Genomic DNA, 21,301 nt, shown 5'->3' on the forward strand with positions numbered 1-21,301 from the left:
TACATTTGGCTTAACTCCATAACTCCTTTAACTCCTAAAGATGAAAAGATACTGATGCCTTCCGTACATAATGATTGGCTAGTTTCACCTTTTCACTCTTCTATCTTTTCACCCTTTCACCTTTTCACCCTCTCTTTGTTTTTCAATCGCCTTAAAAGCCATAGGTAAGCAGGCACAAGGAACAGGTCGGCCATTATCCAAGCTACGGGGTCGCCATAGCAAACGCCTAACCAGGCCAGCGCAGGAACTAACCAAAGGCTAACTCCACAACGGGCAATCATTTCCATAACGCCGCTCATCAAACTCAGGTTGCTGTAACCAAGCCCCTGAATACTATAACGGAGGATGACCAATACGCCCAAAGTGGGGTAGAACCAGTTGGCAATTCGCATAAGTTGTGCGGCATTGGCTATCACTTCCTGCTCGTGGCCGCTTACAAAGAGCATCATCATCTCATCGGCAAAGGGATAGATGACGGCAACCGTCAAGACGAAATACCCCATCATAATCCACATGGCATCACGTACGCCAGTCTTAACACGGTCTAGCTTTCCCGCACCGATGTTCTGTCCGCAATAAGTAGCCATTGCCACACCAATGTTCTCAAGTACACAAGTGAACAAGTATTTGATGCGTAAGGCGGCCGTAAACGAAGCCACGTATATCGTCCCTAGTGCATTATTGGCACTTTGCAACATGATAATTCCGACAGACGTAATGGAGAATTGCAAACCCATCGGTATGCCATTGTTCAACAAGATGCTGATTTTCTTGTTGTCGAACGACCGTTCGTCGGCCTTGGGCACGAGAATAGCCATGTGCCGCCTAATAAACCGCCAACATAGCCATGATGCGAGAACCTGACTAAGGAAGGTTGCGATGCCAGCACCTTCGACACCCAGGCCCAACAGCAGGATAAGCACCACGTCGAGCAAGATGTTAAGCAATGATGAGACAATGAGGAAGTAAAAAGGTTGCTTGGAATTGCCCAACGCACGTATCTGTCCTGAATAGAGATTGTAGGCCATCGTGAATGGGATGGTGCAGAACTGTAAGAAAAGGAAGACATAAGCATCGTGGAAGACATCGGCTGGCGTGTTGACGAGTTTCAATATCCTTTCGCAGAGCAAGCACGACAGCAGCGTTATCACCACTGCAAGCATCACGGCTATGCGCATGGCGTTGCTCACATAGCACCGCATTTTGTGGTGATCGCCGGCGCCAAAAGCCTGTGCCACGGGGATTGCAAAGCCGGCACACGCCCCATTGCAGAAGCCCATCACAAGAAACATGATGCTACTAGAGGCACCAACTGCCGCCAAAGCCCCTACGCCTATCCATCTACCCACTATCGCTGCATCGATAACCAAATACATTTGCTGCAAGATGTAGCCCAGGATAAGGGGTATGGCAAACTTCAATATGCCGCGAGAAGGCGCACCGCTAGTCATGCTTTCCGTATGAGACGGTGTATGAGAAGTATGAAACAACATAAACGAAAAATGTTAAATGACTAATGAACAAAGAACAACTTCAAAAAAATGAAACGCAACCGTAAGTTTATTGTATGTGTGATTTACTTATCCAATACTCTCTAAACATTATCTTTCCCTCCCTTCCACATGCGTGCTCACGAGCGTTTCAGACTGCAAACTCGCAACTCTGTAAGTCTTACAATCCTTTGGTTCTATTTCTCTCACCTTTTCACTCTTTTTAGGAGTTAAAGGAGTTATGGAGTTAAGGAGTTATTGAGTTAAGCCAAATGTATAGATGGCGCAGCCTCTTTTCACCTTTTCACCCTTTCACCTTTAGGAGTTAAAGGAGTTATTGAGTTAAGCCAAATGTATAGATGGCGCAGTCTTTTTTCACCTTTTCACCCTTTCACCCTTTCACCCTTTCATATTTTCACCTTTTCACCTTTTCACCTTTCCCATCTTTTCCCCTTTCCTCATTCGTATCTCATCGACGTTGCAGGGTTTATCTTCGACACCAAATAGCTAGGCGCAATAAGCACAAAGACGCTGATGAGCAGCGTTGCCACGTTGAGCAAGAGCCATACAAGCAGGTTAAACTCTACGGGAACCGTGCTAACGTAGTAGGTGGCAGGGTTTAACTTCACCAATCCCGTGTAGTGTTGCAGGGCGATAAGCCCCATGCCGATGAGGTTTCCGATAAGCATTCCCTTGCCAATGGTAAACACCGCGAACCAAAGAAAGGTGCGACGGATGGTTACATTGCGCGCACCAACGGCTTTAAGGATGCCTATCATGGCCGTACGCTCTAAAATAATGATGAGTAAACCCGAAATCATGGTGACACCTGCAACGGATAACATCAGTCCGAGAATAATCCAGACGTTAAGATCCAACAAATCGAGCCACGAGAATATCTGTGGGTTCATCTCTTGAATAGTTTGCGACGAATAAGTCTCGCCATATCTGTCGATAGTGCGGTTCACCTTGTTTACTACCCGCGCAGCCGTGTCGTCAAGTCGGTCGAAATCGTCGACCGTTAGTTCGGCTCCGCTAGCTTGGTCGCACTCCCACGCATTTAGTTTCACCGCAGTATATAGGTCGATGAAACACGTAACCTTATCGTATTGCGAAAGGTTGGTTTGGTAGATGGCCGCAACGCTGAACCGCCTAGCCTTTACCCCCGTGTTGTCGATGAAGTAGGCAAAGACTTTATCGCCCAGTTTAAGGTTTAGTTGGTCGGCAATGGCCTGCGAAATCACCACTTGTTGTTTCCCCACACTATCGGAGAAGTGTGGAATGGCACCCGCAACGAGGTTTTGGTGAATGAAAGTGGTATCGTAGTCGGCCGCAATGCCCTTGAAAGCCACGCCAAGAAAGTCGTTATTGGTTTTAAGTATGCCTTGTTTTATGGCAAAACGCTGAACATGGCGCACGCCAGGGATGGCTCGCAACACCTTCAACATCGAGTCGCCCATCTGTATGGGGTATTGTTCGGATGCTTGAAGGGTCATGAAGTTGGCCACTTGTATATGGCTACCAAAGCCAACCACCTTGTTACGAATGGTATGCTTAAAACCGAAAACAACGCTCACCGACACCAACATCACCGCCAACCCCACGGCAACGCCAGCAATGGCAATGCGTATGGCTGGGCGGTCTACCCGCGTTTTGTCGGTGTTATTGGTGTAAATGCGCTTGGCTAGGAAAAAGGGTAAGTTCACAAGTTGATAAGTTTACGAGTTGACAAGTCTGTTAGTTTACGAGTTTACGAGTTGATGAATTGAGAGCCGACGAGTTCACAAGATGATGGGGCGACAAGCTGGCGGGTTGACAAGTTAACGAGCAAACAAGTTCGTGGCAAAACATCTTTTCACCCTTTCACCTTTTCACCTTTTCACCTTTAAAGTGCCTTCCGTTCATCGTCAACGCGCCCAGGATACACTTCAAGAGCCTTGCGCAATATCATCAACGCACGTTTCAGGTCTTCTTTTTTCAGCACATAGGCAATGCGCACTTCGTTATATCCTGCGCCTGGTGTGGTGTAAAAGCCTGCGGCAGGAGCCATCATCACCGTTTCGCCTTCGTAGCTAAACTCTTCTAAACACCAGCGACAGAACTTCTCACAATCGTCAACGGGCAACTTTGCTACGGTGTAAAAGGCCCCCATAGGGATGGGCGAGAACACACCAGGTATGCGATTCAGCCCATCAATAAGGCACTTCCTACGTTCAACGTACTCTTCGTACACGCCGCGGAAATAGTCGTCGGGCGCATCGAGCGACGCTTCGGCCACGATTTGGCCCAACAACGGCGGCGAAAGTCGGGCTTGACAGAACTTCATCACCGTCGCCCGCACCTCGGCGTTCTTCGTGATAAGTGCGCCGACACGCACCCCACACTCGGAATAACGTTTCGAAACGGAATCGATAAGCACCACATTATTCTCTATCCCTTCCAAATGACAGGCACTGGTATAGGGCGAACCTGTGTAGATATACTCGCGATATACCTCGTCGGAGAACAGGTAAAGGTCGTATTTCTTCACCAAATCGCGTATCTGGTTCATCTCGCTACGCGTGTAAAGATAGCCCGTTGGGTTGTTGGGATTGCAGATAAGGATGCCCTTTGTGCGCTCGTTTATCAGTTCTTCAAACTTTTCCACATTGGGCAACGCAAAGCCATCCTCTATGGATGTGGCGACGGTTCGGATGGTTGCACCCACAGATATGGCAAAGGCCATGTAGTTGGCGTAGGCCGGTTCGGGTATAATGATTTCATCGCCGGGGTTCAGGCAGGACATGAAAGCAAAGAGCACGGCCTCCGAACCGCCCGTTGTAACGATGATATCGTCGGGCGCCACGTCGATGTTATACTTCTTATAATAGGTGGTGAGTTTCTCTCGGTACGACTGGTAGCCTTGCGAGGGAGAGTATTCAAGTACCGAGCGATCGATGTTCTTCAAGGCGTCGAGCCCCACTTGCGGCGTGGGCAAATCGGGTTGTCCGATGTTCAAATGATAAACTTTTGTCCCTCTGGCCTTTGCTGCAACGGCCAACGGAGCGAGTTTTCTAATGGGCGACTCTGGCATTTCCAGTCCGCGAACAGAGATTTCAGGCATAATGATTTTGTTTTATGGTGATATGCAAAGTTATCGAATTTAATCGAAACGCAATGCTTACATCGTAAGTTTATTTGAATAAGGCGCATTTTTTTTGTGCCTTACGGATTAATTTGTTACTTTTGCCAATAAAATCAATAGCAAAAGAAACAGCATGAGACAAAGAACGGCAGACTGGTTTGAAACCAAAATCAGGTACGACAAGACAATGGATGATGGCACATTGAAGCCCATTACCGAACAATACGTGGTAGACGCACTGAGCTTTACCGAGGCTGAGAACGCCATCATCGAAGAGATGTCGGCCTTTATCGCTGGCGACTTCAAGATTACGGGCATCAAACCCGCTCCTTATCACGAGGTGTTTTTCAGCGAAAACGACAACGACGACAAATGGTATAAGGCCAAACTGCAATTTATCACGCTAGACGAAAAGACCGAAAAGGAAAAGCGTTCGAACGTTAACTACCTGGTGCAAGCAGCCAGTTTGCAAGGCGCAGTAAAGCATATAGACAGCGTTATGGGCAACACCATGATTACATACGACATTGCCAGCGTTACCGAAACGCTCATTATGGACGTGTACGAGCATGTGGCAATAACGCAAAATGCCGCCGCCAACGACAAACCCGAATACGAAGAGGGCAACCAAAACACGAAGGAGGCTGAATAATGGCTACCGATGTGGCAGGAAACTTAAAACGTGTGGTGCAGAGTTTGCCGCCCCACGTGCGGCTCGTGGCGGTGAGTAAGTTCCATCCCAACGAAGAATTGATGGCCGCCTACGAGCAAGGCCAACGCATCTTCGGCGAAAGTCAAGAACAAGAACTGAGCCGAAAGGCAGCAGAACTGCCCAAAGACATTGCCTGGCACTTCATCGGACACCTGCAAACCAATAAGGTTAAGTACATCGCACCCTTCATCGACATGATTGAAGCGGTGGACAGCCTTAGGCTTTTACGAGAGATTAACAAGCAGGCCGAGAAGTGCGGCCGAGTTATCGACGTGCTACTCGAACTGCATGTAGCCCAAGAAGCAACCAAATATGGTTTCACGCCCGATGCCTGTCGCGAGATGTTGGCCAGCGGCGAGTGGCGCAAGCTTAGCCACATTCGCATCTGCGGACTGATGACTATGGCCTCGAACGTTGACAACGAAGAGCAAATTCGTGCCGAAATGACCACCGCCTGGCACTTTTTCGACGAAATTAAAAGCCAATACTTCGCCCACGACGATGCCTTTAAAGAACGTAGTTGGGGCATGAGCCACGACTACCCCATCGCCCTGCAATGCGGGAGTACGATGGTTCGCGTGGGAACGAACATCTTTGGTGAACGGCAATACTAAGACAAACGTGGCACTCCTGTTTGTCAACCTCTTCACTTGTCGACACATTAGCTGGTTAACTGGCCAATTCATTTACTTATCAAGCGGTCAACTCATAAACTGGTAAACGAATGAACTGGTCAACTAGTAAACCGGTCAATTAGTGAACTCGTAAACCGGTCAACTCGTAAACTGGTCAACTTAAACATTAAACAACAAGCATAACTCCAACACAATGAAACAAACAATATTAGTTACAGGCGGAACCGGATTTATCGGTTCGCACACCACCGTGGAGTTGCAACAAGCCGGCTACGATGTGGTTATCGTAGACAACTTGTCGAACTCTAATGCCGAAGTTGTAGACGGCATCGAACAAATTACGGGCATCAGACCAGCCTTCGAGAAGGTAGACTGCTGCGACAAGCAAGCTTTAGAGGCCGTGTTTGCCAAGTACAAGGACATCAAAGGCATCATCCACTTTGCCGCATCCAAGGCTGTGGGCGAGAGTGTTGAGAAACCTCTGCTTTATTACCGCAACAACATTGTGTCGTTGCTCAACCTATTAGAACTGATGCCTGTATATGGCGTAAAGGGTTTCATCTTCTCTTCAAGCTGCACGGTGTACGGCCAGCCCACCAAAGCGCATCTGCCCGTAACCGAAGACGCACCCATCCAAGAGGCTTGCAGCCCTTACGGCAATACCAAGCAGATTAACGAAGAGATTATACGCGACGACATCCACAGCGGCGCACCCATTAAGAGCGTCATCCTTCGCTACTTCAACCCCATCGGCGCGCACCCGTCGGCACTCATCGGCGAACTTCCCAACGGCGTTCCCAACAATCTCATCCCCTTCGTTACGCAAACAGCGATGGGCATCAGGAAAGAGTTGAAGATATTTGGAAACGACTACGACACGCCCGACGGCACATGTATTCGCGACTATATCTACGTGGTAGACCTTGCAAAGGCACATGTTAAGGCCATGCAAAGGGTGCTAGACATGGACACCGAGCCAATTGAATACTTCAACGTGGGCACTGGCCGTGGCGTCAGCACATACGAAGTGGTAGACAAATTCGAAAAGGCCACGGGCGTAAAGGTTAATTGGAGTTACGCCCCACGTCGCGAAGGCGACATCGAAAAGGTGTGGGCCAACCCCGACAAAGCCAACACCGTGCTTGGTTGGAAGGCCGAGACCAGTCTTGAAGACACCTTGCGTTCGGCTTGGAACTGGCAATTGAAACTGCGCGAAAGGGGCGTGATGTAACCCACCCCGCCCTCAACGCAACAACAATAACGCACAAGGCGTGTTTTGTAAAGTCGCCATTGGGGAATGGAAGTATACTAGGGTTATGCCCTTAAAACGCATTTTCACCACAACGAGTACTTTGCAACGCACGACTTTGTGCTTAAAAATCACCTCGCCAAAAACGCTTAACGCCCCACATTAGGCCTTAACAGCAAACAAAACGCCCCCAAAGCGTGTCACAAAACAGCCGCCAAACGGGCAAATCACGAGAACCTTTAAACAGTCTCTTTCCAAATCGCAGCGCAATGTGCAGACCATGTGGAAGAGGTTCTGCACGCCAATACGCAAGTGCGGCCGTAACGGATGGCGACCCGTGCCTTGCATCCAAAGTCAAAAGGCGCACGCTTTAGGTCGTGACCCTATGCAATTTGACCACTAAATACGGCAACGCTATCGGTTATACCCCCCCTTGGCTTTTAGGTTATACGCGGTATTATCCTGCTAACACAACGCCCTACCCTTTCATTGGGCAAGCGAATGACACCCCGTATCAGCCAAAAGCTAAGAGAACTTCAATGTCTGCCAATCAATCATAATAGTTCCCTAATAAAACAAACTCACAAAACCATAACGGCATGAATACCGAAGAAGAAAAAACGTACATTGATTTACTATGTAAATTCGAACAATTACCCAAACAAGACAAACGTCCTACCTTTATGGAAATTTGCAAATATCCGTACACTCGCTTTGAAGAAGTATGCAGTAGAATTTTGCAATTCTATCTTAATCCCTTTGCAGAACATGGGCTACGTAGTTTATGGCTATCTGCATTGTGGCGGGTTTCAACACAAAAAGAAGAACTCCCATTCTATAACAAGGTTGAATGTGTAACAGAGGAATATGCTGAAAGTAAGAAAATAGATATTGTTATTAAATCAGAGGAATTTGTTGTCGCGATAGAAAACAAAACAACTGCCAAGTTATATAACCAGTTGGACATATATGCTAAGCACATACATAATGCTTACTCTGATAAGAAACATAAGATATTGCTTGTTTTATCCGTTTTTCCTCTGTCAGACCTCAAGAGTAAAAGGCTCATGGAAGAAAATGGTTTCCAGCCTGTTCTATACAAGGATCTATTTGCAGAAGTTAATAAAGAGTTAGCCAACTATATGATGTCATCAGACCAGAGATATCTTACCTATATGCTTGATTTTATGAAAACAATAGAAAATATGAGTAGCGTAAACAACAAAAGAGTATTTGATTTCTTTATACAGAATAAGGAAAGAGTTGAACAACTTGTTAATGGATATAATCAGTTCCAAAGCAACATCCTCTCATGCCATAAAGAACACATTGATTTTTTAAAAGAATCTGTAAACGAAAGGACTGGAGCAACATGGTGGGCATGGGAAGGATGGGATTTAGGAATATCCTTTAATGACAAAACCAACCGCATAGGTATAGAATCTAATTATCTAGCAAATGTTAATGGACCTTGTGGAGAATTTCACATCTATATAACCACATGGCAAAAGAAACATTGGGCACCCTACAAAGAAAAGATCTTGGAAACGTTCCCTGAATACATCTTTTTGGATGAGAACGACGATGACCGAGTGTACTTGCATCTTCCAACCATTGATGGTAACAATACGGAGGAAATAATAAAAGTACTTACTGAAACATACAATAAATTGAAAGAGATAGCAGAACAAATTCATTAATATGTGAGTTCGAGCTAACAAGAACTTCACTCTTGATACCTGTATAGGGCAAGCAAACCTGGCAATAGCTGTTTACCCCAATCTGTCATTGAGATTTCCAAAAACAAAGAGTTACAAATGTTCCCACTGTTACTTGCAAAACACGAACAGATTGTTGGTCATTTGCACTCATTCAGTCAGCATCTCTGAGAAAATGAAAATAGAATCTAGAATGACCGATTGGGTTTTAAAGCAGACTTGTTGTCCGTTTGCAACATACCCAATGTAAAGCGGCAGCTGGCACAAAAGCTCTCATTACCTCCTTGTTTTCCTCAACATGAAAGCTATCTCCCCCTACTCGCGTACGAATACAACGCACATGCCTATGAACTTTCAAACTTGTAAACAGACCACCCCATGAACTTAAACACTCAGCAAAAAAGTTCATGAACTTATGAACTAAATAAAAACTGATGAACTCATAAACCTACAAACCCATCAACTTATAAACCCGTCAACCCCAAAAACCATCAACCCAAAAACTTAAAATGTTATTTTTTATTTTACAACACCACTCAATTTTTAACTCCGTTCTAGCGAGAATATTGGCTAAAAAGTAGGTAATTTACCACTATTTCCACCCTTCCACACCGTTTGTTTTGTCTATTTTTAAGAACAAAACCTGCATTTTGCACCATTTTGCCTTTCTATTTTGAACGCCAACTCGTAATTTTTCAAGGCCAATTACCCACTTTTTACCCCCTAAAACCCCACTTTTTGACGATCATTTTGCCCTTTTCAGCCATATTTCCAACAAACCGAGAGGGTTTTATTTATACCATTTCAGCGCATTTTTATGCTTTTCGTCTCGCGTTTAGCAGCATTTCACCTTGCATTTAGCACCAAAACGCACTGCATTTAGCATCAAAACGCACTGCGTTTTGCACCAAAATGCACCGCGTTTTGCGGCATATTACAGTAAATTCAGCAATAAACACATCCTAAACGGGCGCAAATGGCAGTTGTTTTAAATAAAAATTCATTTTGTCGTTTTCACATACAACCCCCTTTTTGCATCAATACAAACCCTCGCGAGAATCGATTTTTTGCGGCAAGGTGAGCGGTTGGTGGACTTTAAGGGCACTCATAATGTTAAAAATCCTACTAAAAACAAGACAAAACATCATTATTTTCAAACACCAAAATGTGGGATCTACAAAAAGGATTTTATAACTTTGCACGTGCTGGTTAATTCTACAAGCAACAAAAAGAACAAGGAAGGAAAAAACATAAGCAACAACACCGACCATCTAGTAAACACCCAATGCGTACAGACCACAGAAAGATAGTTGAGCAAATTGAACGTAAGTTTGGCGCAAGGCTATCCTACTTGCCCAACAACCACGAGGGGAAGTTTAACTTGCCCCTGTTCGAAGAAAAAGATACGGGTATATTATTTGTTTATATACCTGGTGGAAACTATTGTATGGGCCTTTCTGAAAAGGAACTAGAACATATTCTGAAATTAACCGAATGCCCCAACATAACACCAGAAGAGATGCAACCTGTACAAAGGATTAGCCTTAATCCCTTTTTAATCAGTGCCACCCCCATACTAAACAAGCATATACTGAAATACAACGAACTGTTTAATAAAGACATTGAAGTGGAAGGAACAGAACACGCTCCCTTTTTCTGTGATTATCCATTGGCACAAGCCATTGCAAAGGATTTGCTCGCAGAAATCCCCCATGAAAAGGAATGGGAATATTTCTGTCGTGGCGGTAGCCAGTCTGTTTTCTGTTTTGGAAACACACTCCCAAACGAAATAGAACTGGGAAAATGGCTCAGCTGGGATTTTTCTTCATTAAACAAGCTGGCTTGTAACGGCTTTAACTTATACGGACTATTTATGGGAGAGTGGTGTTCTAATGATTTCACCACAAATTTAGGACATCATGCCGATGTTGTGCAAGGCTCTAAAACCATACGTGGCGGTGGTGCCTACTTTTGGCCTTGGCAAGACGAAGAGTGGGTTTATTGTATCTCTGCTTTCAGAATGCCTTCTAAAGACCTTATGGAAAGTAAGGCGGCGTTTAGATTGAAAATGAAGATTTAACAACAAAAGAAGAACACGGCTAACAAGAACACTGTTGTGTGTTAGGCCATTCTGCACATAGACGTCTTTAACATAAAATCACCAAGAAACTATGAAATACTTCATCTTATTCATTCTCTTCCTTTTTCCTAGTTTGTCCATATGCGGCCAAACTATCAACAAACAAGCAGAAAAGGGTAAAACCTACGTGCGTTTGGTGGATTTCACGAGGCATCACTTCACCAAGAAGTGGAAGAATACCGCTAATAATGCCGTTTATCAACGCACGGCCACAGCCAACAACAAATACTTCGAGCGGCTTGCAAGCAACCCTCAACGCAAGTTACCCTTGGTGCCACGGAAGGATTTAACTGGCGACGACTACCTTGTGGACTCGGCTTATTACTGCAAGACCATATTCTCCACAAAGAAATATACGCTCAACATATATAAAAGCGGTTCAAAATTTAAGGACAAGATGGGCGATGAGATGTTTGCTCCCGTAGATTATTTGGTTTTTGTTACGATGGATAGCCAACAACGCATTGTAGATTATCTAGTATGTTACTACAATGTGCACCGATTATACGAGTCTGCCGAACGTTATTTCTATATGAATAACGGCCATCACATCACCCTTATCAACTTTTATGTCGACGAGATAGACACGTCTTTCAAAGGAATTCAGAAATATCTCATCAACAACCAAGGAAAGTTTGTTTTGCTCAACAAGACAAATGGCCATAAGAGGGTAACCAAGTGAACCCGAAATGACATAATAAGATTTGCCATCAACAGATATTAAGGAGATATTAAGTAGAGGTAAACGAGATTATCAACCCCAATAAGCCAACTACGCTTGCACAATTATTTAGAAATGCTTACCTTTGCCCGCAAAAGCTATCGACATCCGTAAATAGTTTTAAAGCAAAACCAAACCAACTTGTTCGCAAGGATAAGCGGGTTAAGCAATCAACCCAAATCAAAAAATACGCTGAATTGTAAAACTCGAAACTACAGATTATGATACACGTTAACAAACTTGCTGCAAGCATGGCAGCAGCCTTCACGATGTCTGCCACAATGAGCTGCGCACGCGACCAAACGCAAAACCATCAAGAGATGGTAAAAAACCAACAAGAGATGGTAAAAAACCAACAAGAGATGGTAAAGCACTATTTCGCACAAACGTTGAAAACAAAGCTCAACGCAGAGCAAAACAGCAAGGCAGACTTTGCGCGCAACGCAAACTATTCTACCGACATACAGCAGCAACTGAAAGATAAAGACGTTGCTAGCACCAAGAAGATGGTGTGGGCTGCGTGGTGCGAGGCCAATCGCGAGTTACAGGAAGAGAAACTCATCAAGCCCCAAAGTCTACAAAATGGCGGGCAGGGGTCGTGGAACCTGCCACAAGCATTAGAACCAGACGCCGTTATGCCCTACTACTATGGTACAAAAGGACAGGCCAATGGGCAGTTGCCGCTTTTCTTATACCTACATGGTTCGGGGGCTAAAAAACAAGAATGGCAAACTGGGCTGATGCTAGGAAACTCGTTTGAAGATGGCCCGTCGCTTTATTTCATTCCCCAAATACCCAACGAAGGCATGTATTATCGTTGGTGGCAAGTGGCTAAGCAGTTTGCTTGGGAGAAGCTCATCCGACAAGCATTTGTAGAGGGGGCTGTTGATGCCAACCGCCTTTACGTGTTCGGCATATCCGAAGGAGGTTATGGCAGCCAACGCCTGGCTTCGTTCTATGCAGACTATTGGGCTGCGGCGGGACCGATGGCAGGAGGCGAACCATTGAAGAACGCACCTGTGGAAAATTGCGCCAACATTGGCTTTTCGTTCCTTACGGGGGCCGAAGACGAGGGTTTCTACCGCAACATCCTCACGCGCTACACGCAAGAGGCTTTCGACTCTGCACAACAGGCGCGTCCACTTTCGGTGGACAATCGCCCGCTCTTTCAGCATCGCATCAACCTGCTTGAAAGGATGCAGCACAGCATCAACTATAGCCTAACAACCCCGTGGCTTAAAGATTTTATCCGAAACCCATATCCCAAAACCGTTCTTTGGGAAGACTTTGAGATGGACGGCCGTCGTCGTTCGGGGTTCTACAACTTGCAGGTTCTAGTGCAACCATCGGAGCAACGCACCTATTATGAAATGACGATTAAGGACAATGTCATTACGATGAACATCAACGATGTGGAATACACCACCATTGAGAAAGACCAGCGATGGGGTATCGAAATGAAGTTCAACCGTTCGTACAAGCAGTCTAAGGGAGGCAAGCTGCGCATATACCTTAACGAACAGCTTGTAGACATGAGCAAGGCGGTAACCCTCATCGTAAACGGTAAGCAACTTTACCGCGGTAATGTTAAGCCCACCTTGCAAGATATGATTAACAGCTGCATGGAATACTTCGACCCATATAGAATATTCCCTACCTCTATTGAGGTGAGCTATTAACCCCGTAACGGCATTTAAGGAGGTTAAATCATCGGGAAAAGCACTTAAAAGTTGTGCTTTTCCCGATGACAACAAATTTTATCAGCAGATGTTTTTTGCAAATTTGCATCAAAACAATCGAAAAAAGTGCAGGTAAAGCGTTCGCTATTTAGATGTTAACAAAGTTGTTCTAGTTTTCGGGAGGGGTGCTTGGCTGTTATTAAAAAAAGTAGAAAAAGCCCTTTACACTTGCATAATCGTGGGAAAGTTCCTAATTTTGCATAACAATATTATAAAGAAAAACAGGAACGATGATAAATAGGGAATTAATACGTATAAAGATTGTCCAGTTAACCTATGCATACTACCAAAACGGTAATAGAAATATGGATAATGCCGAGAAAGAACTGCTGTTCAGTCTTTCTAAGGCATACGACCTATACAATTACCTGCTGGCGTTGATAGTGGCAATCACACGTGAAGAGAGACATCGTGTAGACATCGCGACACAACAAGCGCAGCGCGAAGGCACAGAGGTGCCCTCGGCAAAGTTCGCGTACAATAAGTTTGCTACGCAATTGGAAGAGAACAAGCAACTGAACGACTTCATGGAGACGCTGAAACAGCGCTGGGAAGACGATATCGAGTCGGTTAGAAAACTCTGCAACCAAATAGAACAGTCGGAAACCTACCGCGAATATATGGAAAGCGGGAACGACGACTATGAGGAAGACCGCGAATTGTGGCGCAAGCTGTATAAGCAACTTGTGCAAAACAATGTGGACCTCGACGCCCTGCTCGAAGAGAAAAGCTTGTATTGGAACGACGACAAAGAGATTGTAGACACCTTTGTGTTGAAAACCATCAAACGTTTCGACCCAGCCAACAAAGCCAAGCAAGAGTTGCTGCCCGAATATAAGGATGAGGAAGACAAGGATTTCGCTCGAAAGCTATTCAGATCGACCATCCTCAATGGCGAGCAATATCAGCGATACATGAGCGAAAACTCGCGAAATTGGGACTTTTCACGACTGGCTTACATGGACGTGGTTATCATGCAGATTGCCATTGCCGAGATGCTCAACTTCCCCAACATACCCGTAAGCGTTACGATTAACGAGTATGTAGAGTTGGCCAAGCTGTACAGCACGCACCGAAGTGGGGGCTACATCAATGGTATGCTCGACACAATTGCCCGCGGACTGGTTGCACACGGACAGATGATGAAGGCCATGCCCGAACCACGCCCACGCAAACAATTCGACAATGGGCGCAAGAACGGCGAGCATAAGCATGCGCCGCAACCTGCTATGCAGCAAGAAGGTCCTGTGGTTGCTGATAAGGACGCGCCAATGGAGCCAAGTTCAGATGCCGACAATGGCGCTTTGGAACAGCCCATTGAACCCGAGAGAAACGTAGCAGAGGCCTAAACGAGGTGGCCTCTGCTAGCGCATTAAAAACAACAACTCAACAATTAAAATATGATTTCAACAACAGTATTGGCAGCACAAGCAGCTGCAGGTAATTCTGCCGCCCCCATTTTGATGATGGTGGCCATCTTCGCCATCATGTATTTCTTCATGATTAGGCCGCAACAGAAGAAACAAAAGGCCATACGCAACTTCCAAAACGCACTGCAAGAAGGCACACGCGTTGTTACCAGCGGTGGCGTATATGGCGATGTGAAACGCATCAATATCGAAAGCAACACGGTGGAGTTGGAGATTGCTCGCGGCGTGGTTGTTACCGTAGACCGTAACTACGTCTTCGCCGACCCAGCCTCGTTGCAGTCTGTGAACACCAAGAATTAAGCAATGAAACAGCTTCGGCTCTTAAAGATCTTTTCAATAGTCAGGAGCTTCGTGTTCAGTGCAGTGAACAAGGAGTTTCTGATTTTTTTGTTTTTTCTCGCACTTAGTGGGGGCTTTTGGTTGCTCACCGCCCTTAACGAAACGTACGAGAAAGACTTCATCGTGCCCGTTCATCTGGCCAATTTGCCTAAGGATGTGGTGATAACGTCTAACGATGAAGACGTGGTGCGAGTGACTTTAAGAGACAAAGGGTTTGCCATCATGAGCTATCTCTATACCGAACGGCTACGCCCCATTGTGCTGAACTTCGCCAATTACGCCAACAAGTCGCGCGGAAAGGGCACGATACCTGCTGCCGACATACAGAAACAACTCTATACACAGCTGTCGGGTTCAACCAAGATAGTGGCGGTAAAGCCAGAGCGGTTGGAGTTCTTCTTCAACTATGGCCAAAGCAAGCGCGTTCCTATTCGCATAGCAGGAACCATCAAGCCTGGCGACCAACGTTATTTGGCCGACTACAAGTTCTTTCCACAGTTCGTCACGGTGTATGCCAACAATAAGGCATTAGACAGCATAAAAGAAGTGCGTACAGAGGAATTGAACATCACGAACTTCTCGGACACCATCGTCGAAACCGTTGAATTGCACCGTATCGAGGGCGTAAAGATGGTTCCGTCTGTGGTTAGGCTGGCCCTTTACCCCGATGTGCTTACCGAAGAAAGCATCGAAGTACCCATTTCGGCCGAAAGCTTGCCACCCGACAAGGTCTTGCGCACCTTCCCTTCGAAGGTGAAAGTGCATTTCATCGTGGGCGTTAGCCGTGTGCGCTCCATCACAGCCGATGCTTTCAAGGTGGCCGCCAACTACGCCGAACTAGTGGAACACCCTGCCGACAAGTGTACGTTGTACTTGCGAAAAGCACCTCCGGGAGTGCGTAAAGTGCGCTTGGAAATCAATCAAGTGGACTATCTCATCGAACAGAAGTAGACTAATTCATGGATTTTCGGCACCCATCGCCCCATTTGCGCATCGCCCTAACGGGCGGTATCGGCAGCGGAAAATCGTTCGTGGCCCAGCGGTTGCGCGCTCACGGCATAGAAGTTTTCGATTGCGACGCATCGGCCAAGCGGCTTTTGCGGACTTCGGAGCCACTGATGGAGAGCTTGCGACAGCTTGTGGGCAACCATCTATATGCCGACGGACGTTTGCAGAAACAGGTGTTAGCAGCCTATCTGCTTGCCTCCGATGAGAACAAGCAACGCATCAACGCCCTTGTTCACCCAGCCGTTGCACGCGATTTCGAACAATCGGGCAACCAATGGCTCGAAAGTGCCATCTTCTTTGAAAGCGGGTTCGATGCAAGGGTGAAGGTAGACAAGGTGGTGTGTGTTACCGCTCCGCTTGAAGTGCGCATACAACGAGTGATGCAACGCGATGCACTCGACCGCGCGAAAGCACTGGAATGGATAGAATGCCAATGGCCACAGCAGCGCGTTAGGGCCATGAGCCACTTCGAAATAGTTAACGACGGCGTAAAAGACGTTGACCAACAACTAAACGAGTTATTCATACAACTAATAAAAACATAAACAGAAAAACAACATGTTACAGACAATTCTTTCTATCTCAGGCAAGCCTGGGCTATACAAGCTCGTGTCTAGCGGTAAGGCTTCGCTCATCGTCGAGGCTATCGACGAAACGCATAAGCGTATGCCTGCCTTCGCAACAGATCGCGTTACAAGTCTTAGCGACATCGCCATGTACACCGACTCAGAGGACGTTCCCTTGTGGCAAGTGCTTAAAAACCTAGGCGAAAAAGAACAACTAAAACCCTGTTCGCTTAACTATAAGAAGGCCACAAGCCAAGAACTGCGCGACTATTTCGGCGAAGTTCTGCCTGCATTCGACCGCGATCGCGTGCACGACAGCGACATCCGCAAGCTTATTCAATGGTATGACATCTTGGTAAAGAACGGCATTACCAATTTTGAAGAGGCCCTAAAACCTAAGAACGGAGAAGAACAAACAGCAGAACAAGCTGCTGCCGAATAAGGAAAAGCAAGTTTGACAGGCTTGTGAGTGGGTAAGTTTGATAGATATAACTCCCAAACTTACCCACTCACAAGCCTATTCATTCGCCCGTTTATAAACAAACTTACCCACTCAAACATTCATCCACCCACACTCCTAATACTCCCACCCCACCATGCCCCAACTATTTTGTGCCGCTTTGGGCGGCTTTACTGACAACATTTGGCTCAATGTGCTCTTTGTACTAGCAGGCATCGTCCTTGTTTTATGGGGAGCCGATAGGCTTACAGAAGGAGCGGTAGGCTTGGCCGAGCGCATGAAAGTGTCGCAGATGGTAATCGGACTCACCGTTGTGGCGATGGGTACATCTATGCCAGAGTTTTGCGTGAGCCTTGTGTCGGCATTGAAGGGAACGCCCGACTTGGCCGTTGGTAACATCGTTGGCAGCAACGTTTTCAATAGTTTGCTCATCGTGGGTGTGGCAGCGATGCTTGCACCGATGACCATCTTGAAAACCACCGTGCGTAAAGACATCCCCTTTGCAGTGTTGGCTTCGGGTGCGCTCTTTCTACTTTGCCTCGACGGCTACATTGGCCGTGTAGATGCAGGCTTTCTGCTTATCTTATTTGTTTTCTTCATGGGCGTCACCCTTACTACTGCAAAACCCGATGGCGGTGCGCAGACAGAAGCGAAGAAACCCATGAAACCCCTCGTGGCAACCGCTTGGTTGCTTGTTGGCTTGGGCTGCTTGGTGCTTGGCAGCAACCTCTTTGTAGACGGCGCAACCACTGTGGCCAAAGCCATTGGCATCAGCGATGCCGTTATCGGACTGACCATTGTGGCCGGCGGAACGTCACTTCCAGAACTAGCCACTAGTGCCGTGGCTGCCCGTAAGGGCAATAGTGGCATCGCCATTGGCAATGTGTTGGGCTCGAACGTATTTAATATCTTGCTTATCTTGGGTGTAACAGGCGTTATCTCGCCCATGAACATACAAGGTATTGGCCTTGTAGACCTCTCCGTTCTTTTTGGTTCGATGATGTTGTTGTGGCTTTTCTCGTTCACGAAGTACACCATAACACGACTCGAAGGTGCCCTCCTCTCATCCATATATATTATATATGTGGGTTATCTTATTGTGCAAGTGGTGAAATAACAAGCAAAAAGCAGCCCATTCTCTTTCTCATTTCTGTACTTTTGACTATCTTTGCGGTGTTAACAACTATCTGTTTAATCCATTAAAAGACAATCAAACGTATGAAAAAGAGTTTGTTACTTTCGTTACTGCTTGCCTTTTTGTGTGCGTTCAGCGTATCTGCAAAGAAGTCGAGCAACATTAAATGCGAACTAATTCTAAACGACGGCAAGAAGGTAGAAGGCTGGTTGGTGAAAGAGAAGAACGCATCTTATGGGCCAAACATGGTTAAAAATGCCACCGATGTTGTTGTTGCATCTTCGGCCGAAAGCAAAGACGGAACCAACTACAATGCCGATGACGTTAAAGAAATGAAACTTACCGACGAGGCAAGTGGCGAAAGCTTGGTGTATAAGTCGCTGCATGCCGTGAAATCTTTCACTATGCCCAAGAGCATGAGCCCCTCGCCAAAGCGGTATTTTTGGTTGGTTATGTACGAGGGAAAGAAGGTTACGGGTTTACATATCTACGGCTACTACTCGCGTTATAACTGGTGTTAGAAGTAGTTTTACCGAACGATCTTTGCCTTTCAGCTATTCCGTTGATGGCGATAACATTGCCGTTACCTACCATGTACCGATGGGTGGAACGGTGGTAGGCAAGCAGGCCGACTTGAAACGCATGTTCGAACGTTTCCCACAGATGGTGGAATACATCGACAGCAAGGAGTTTGACTTGAAGGCTTTTAAGAAAAATCCATTTATTTTGCTCGAAAAACTCGACCAGATACTTACATCGGGCAAGTAAGTAACCTGCACGAACGCTTGGCTTAGGCAGCTAAATTTCCAAGCCAAGCGTTTGTTTTATCGCATTTATTCTGCTACATGTTGGTTATATCTGCCAACAATGCAAGTTGACATGGAAAAGTTTGTGAACTTACAAACGCCCTTAACTCATTAACAAGTTATCTTGTCAACTCATCAACTCGTCAACTTTTCAACATAAAGAAGGACTTGTTAAGCAAGCAAGTTACGTAACCCCGTGGTTAGGGGTGAGTATCTCGCGCGCCCACAAGTCCTATTTAGTGTGTTATTAAACCTCTGGAACCGCTTTAAGACTTTGTGCAATGCTTTCTTCCGAAAGCGAATAGTTAAGCAAGTCGCCATTGAGGTATTGGTCGTATGCGGTCATGTCCATCAGGCCGTGTCCCGATAGTGCAAAGAGTATAACCTTCTCTTCGCCAGTTTGCTTGCATCGTTTCGCTTCGCGTATAACGGCAGCGATAGCGTGGTTACTTTCGGGTGCAGGGATGATACCCTCCGTGCGAGCAAACAACGTTCCCGCCTCAAACGTTTCCAGTTGGGGGATGTCTTCGCCCCGCATCAGCCCATCTTTAAGCAATTGCGACACAATTACACCTGCGCCGTGGTAGCGCAGACCGCCGGCATGAATGTTGGCAGGTTTAAAATCATGACCCAGCGTAAACATCGGCAACAAAGGCGTATAGCCAGCCTCATCGCCAAAGTCGTACTTAAACTTACCGCGCGTTAGCTTAGGACAGCTGTCTGGTTCGGCTGCAACGAACTCCGTTCTCTTCCCATCTAAGATGTTATGGCGCATAAAGGGGAAGGCCAAACCCCCAAAGTTGCTGCCGCCGCCAAAGCAACCTATCACCACATCGGGGTATTCTTCGGCCATAGCCATTTGCTTTTCGGCTTCAAGCCCGATGATAGTTTGGTGCAGTGTAACATGGTTGAGCACCGAACCGAGCGTGTATTTGCAGTTGGGTGTGGTGGTAGCCAACTCCACGGCCTCGCTGATAGCCGTACCAAGCGACCCTTGATGTAGCGGGTCGCGCGTGATAATGTCTTTACCGGCCCTAGTAGACATGGATGGAGAGCCCGTAACAGCTGCGCCAAACGTGCGCATAACCGATGAACGATAGGGCTTTTGTTGCATCGAAATCTTTACTTGGTAAACGGCAGCCGCCAGTCCGTACACGCTGGCCGCATAGCTTAGTGCAGCTCCCCACTGTCCTGCGCCCGTCTCGGTGGTAACGTTTGTAACGCCCTCTTCCTTGCAATAGTAGCATTGGGGCAAGGCCGAATTCACCTTATGCGAGCCCAAAGGGTTAACACTCTCGTTCTTAAAGTAGATGTGAGCGGGCGTTCCTAGTGCCTTTTCTAGGGCGTAGGCGCGTACAAGAGGTGTGGAGCGGTAGTATTTGTATTTGTCTTGCACCTCTTCGGGGATGTCAATCCACGCGTTTTTCGTGTCCAACTCCTGTTCAGCGCAGGCCTTACAGAAGATGCGGGCAAGGTCGTCTACGCTTACGGGCCGTTTGGTTGCCGGGTTAAGTGGCGGCAAAGGCTTGTTGGGCATGTCGGCCTGTATGTTATACCATTGCTTGGGCAAGTCGCTCTCTTGTAGTAAATACCTTTTTTGTCTACTCATAATTCTTCTGCGTTTAGTTGTTGGTGGCCTGTTTTGTGCGCCGCCTGCGTGTAACATATCAAGGCCTGCCCTAGTTCGGCATAGCTCTTTTTGCCATGCAAACTTATAAAAGATCTTCGACAACGGCAAGCGTTAGCCATATTTTTATTGGCGTGAGTTTTCACAAAATTATTTAGGACACTATTGATAAAAATCATCGAAACTCTTGCAAGAATCAAAATAATATTATAAATTAGCAGCGTCAAGATAGGAGAACGCTCTGGAGCGTCCGCATGCTCTAGATGGCAACGCAAGCAATGTTCAACCACTTGTCGGATGTTGGGGAGTACTATAACTATAAGCCTTTATATTTCAATCGATTATATATAAGTGTAATATATAAGTTTACTCATGCATTAAATGAGAGCAGAACCCTGATGC

The 21,301-nt window shown here is 46.4% G+C and carries 19 protein-coding genes; 15 read left to right on the forward strand and 4 right to left on the reverse strand.

Translation table 11 applies throughout. From position 1 onward, the window contains the following. Nucleotides 1-116 precede the first annotated feature (116 nt). The 3 genes from HMPREF0670_RS05920 to HMPREF0670_RS05930 all read right to left on the reverse strand — a co-directional run bounded on the left by HMPREF0670_RS05920 (nt 117) and on the right by HMPREF0670_RS05930 (nt 4,593). Nucleotides 117-1,493, reverse strand: a complete 1,377-nt coding sequence (locus tag HMPREF0670_RS05920; protein ID WP_009230244.1) for an MATE family efflux transporter — start codon at nt 1,491-1,493, stop codon at nt 117-119. Between the two features lie 455 nt (nt 1,494-1,948). Continuing rightward, a complete protein-coding gene (locus HMPREF0670_RS05925) occupies nt 1,949-3,196 on the reverse strand; it encodes an ABC transporter permease (RefSeq protein WP_009230245.1) in 1,248 nt (415 codons plus the stop codon). A 179-nt stretch (nt 3,197-3,375) separates the two neighbouring features. Next, the gene (locus tag HMPREF0670_RS05930; RefSeq protein ID WP_009230246.1) at nt 3,376-4,593 is read right to left on the reverse strand and encodes a pyridoxal phosphate-dependent aminotransferase; all 1,218 of its coding nucleotides are present in this window, start codon (nt 4,591-4,593) and stop codon (nt 3,376-3,378) included. Between the two features lie 154 nt (nt 4,594-4,747). On the opposite strand from HMPREF0670_RS05930, the gene HMPREF0670_RS05935 reads away from it, so the two are divergent. The 15 genes from HMPREF0670_RS05935 (at nt 4,748) to HMPREF0670_RS17020 (ending at nt 19,234) form a co-directional block, all read left to right on the forward strand. Then, nucleotides 4,748-5,266 (forward strand): DUF4494 domain-containing protein, encoded by a 519-nt coding sequence (locus HMPREF0670_RS05935; protein ID WP_009230247.1) that lies wholly within the window; start codon nt 4,748-4,750, stop codon nt 5,264-5,266. Further along, on the forward strand, nt 5,266-5,940 hold the full coding sequence (locus HMPREF0670_RS05940; protein ID WP_044077759.1) for a YggS family pyridoxal phosphate-dependent enzyme: 675 nt from the start codon (nt 5,266-5,268) through the stop codon (nt 5,938-5,940). The genes HMPREF0670_RS05935 and HMPREF0670_RS05940 overlap by 1 nt, the downstream gene beginning before the upstream one ends. 214 nt (nt 5,941-6,154) lie before the next feature. Beyond that, on the forward strand, nt 6,155-7,192 hold the full coding sequence (gene galE, locus HMPREF0670_RS05945) for a UDP-glucose 4-epimerase GalE (RefSeq protein WP_009230249.1): 1,038 nt from the start codon (nt 6,155-6,157) through the stop codon (nt 7,190-7,192). A 617-nt stretch (nt 7,193-7,809) separates the two neighbouring features. Continuing rightward, entirely contained in the window at nt 7,810-8,910 is a 1,101-nt protein-coding gene (locus HMPREF0670_RS05950; protein ID WP_009230250.1) for a PD-(D/E)XK nuclease family protein, read from the forward strand. 1,303 nt (nt 8,911-10,213) lie between these two features. Next, nucleotides 10,214-11,008 carry a formylglycine-generating enzyme family protein gene (locus HMPREF0670_RS05955; protein WP_009230251.1) on the forward strand — a complete coding sequence of 265 codons (795 nt, stop codon included), beginning with the start codon at nt 10,214-10,216 and terminating at the stop codon, nt 11,006-11,008. 91 nt (nt 11,009-11,099) lie between these two features. Next, nucleotides 11,100-11,750: a hypothetical protein gene (locus HMPREF0670_RS05960; RefSeq protein WP_009230252.1), complete on the forward strand. Its 651-nt coding sequence runs from the start codon at nt 11,100-11,102 to the stop codon at nt 11,748-11,750. 260 nt (nt 11,751-12,010) lie between these two features. Then, the gene (locus tag HMPREF0670_RS05965) at nt 12,011-13,468 is read left to right on the forward strand and encodes a lipoprotein (protein ID WP_044077760.1); all 1,458 of its coding nucleotides are present in this window, start codon (nt 12,011-12,013) and stop codon (nt 13,466-13,468) included. Nucleotides 13,469-13,758: 290 nt separating this feature from the next. Continuing rightward, on the forward strand, nt 13,759-14,877 hold the full coding sequence (nusB, locus tag HMPREF0670_RS05970) for a transcription antitermination factor NusB (protein ID WP_044077761.1): 1,119 nt from the start codon (nt 13,759-13,761) through the stop codon (nt 14,875-14,877). Between the two features lie 51 nt (nt 14,878-14,928). Then, nucleotides 14,929-15,258: a preprotein translocase subunit YajC gene (gene yajC, locus HMPREF0670_RS05975; RefSeq protein WP_019186902.1), complete on the forward strand. Its 330-nt coding sequence runs from the start codon at nt 14,929-14,931 to the stop codon at nt 15,256-15,258. A 3-nt stretch (nt 15,259-15,261) separates the two neighbouring features. Then, nucleotides 15,262-16,248 (forward strand): CdaR family protein, encoded by a 987-nt coding sequence (locus HMPREF0670_RS05980; protein WP_009230256.1) that lies wholly within the window; start codon nt 15,262-15,264, stop codon nt 16,246-16,248. A gap of 8 nt (nt 16,249-16,256) precedes the next feature. Further along, nucleotides 16,257-16,850: a dephospho-CoA kinase gene (gene coaE, locus HMPREF0670_RS05985; protein ID WP_009230257.1), complete on the forward strand. Its 594-nt coding sequence runs from the start codon at nt 16,257-16,259 to the stop codon at nt 16,848-16,850. Nucleotides 16,851-16,863: 13 nt separating this feature from the next. Continuing rightward, nucleotides 16,864-17,313, forward strand: a complete 450-nt coding sequence (locus HMPREF0670_RS05990) for a DUF5606 domain-containing protein (protein ID WP_009230258.1) — start codon at nt 16,864-16,866, stop codon at nt 17,311-17,313. A gap of 154 nt (nt 17,314-17,467) precedes the next feature. Then, nucleotides 17,468-18,448, forward strand: coding sequence for a calcium/sodium antiporter (locus HMPREF0670_RS05995; protein ID WP_009230259.1), 981 nt, complete (start codon nt 17,468-17,470; stop codon nt 18,446-18,448). A gap of 101 nt (nt 18,449-18,549) precedes the next feature. After that, nucleotides 18,550-18,987, forward strand: coding sequence for a hypothetical protein (locus HMPREF0670_RS17015; RefSeq protein ID WP_009230260.1), 438 nt, complete (start codon nt 18,550-18,552; stop codon nt 18,985-18,987). Nucleotides 18,988-19,009: 22 nt separating this feature from the next. Continuing rightward, nucleotides 19,010-19,234: a hypothetical protein gene (locus tag HMPREF0670_RS17020; RefSeq protein WP_009230261.1), complete on the forward strand. Its 225-nt coding sequence runs from the start codon at nt 19,010-19,012 to the stop codon at nt 19,232-19,234. Nucleotides 19,235-19,519: 285 nt separating this feature from the next. Here the strand turns inward: HMPREF0670_RS17020 and HMPREF0670_RS06005 are convergent, their stop codons facing one another. Then, the gene (locus HMPREF0670_RS06005) at nt 19,520-20,881 is read right to left on the reverse strand and encodes a TrpB-like pyridoxal phosphate-dependent enzyme (protein WP_009230262.1); all 1,362 of its coding nucleotides are present in this window, start codon (nt 20,879-20,881) and stop codon (nt 19,520-19,522) included. Between the last annotated feature and the right edge of the window lie 420 nt (nt 20,882-21,301).

Source organism: Prevotella sp. oral taxon 317 str. F0108 (assembly GCF_000162415.1).
Classification (GTDB): domain Bacteria; phylum Bacteroidota; class Bacteroidia; order Bacteroidales; family Bacteroidaceae; genus Prevotella; species Prevotella conceptionensis.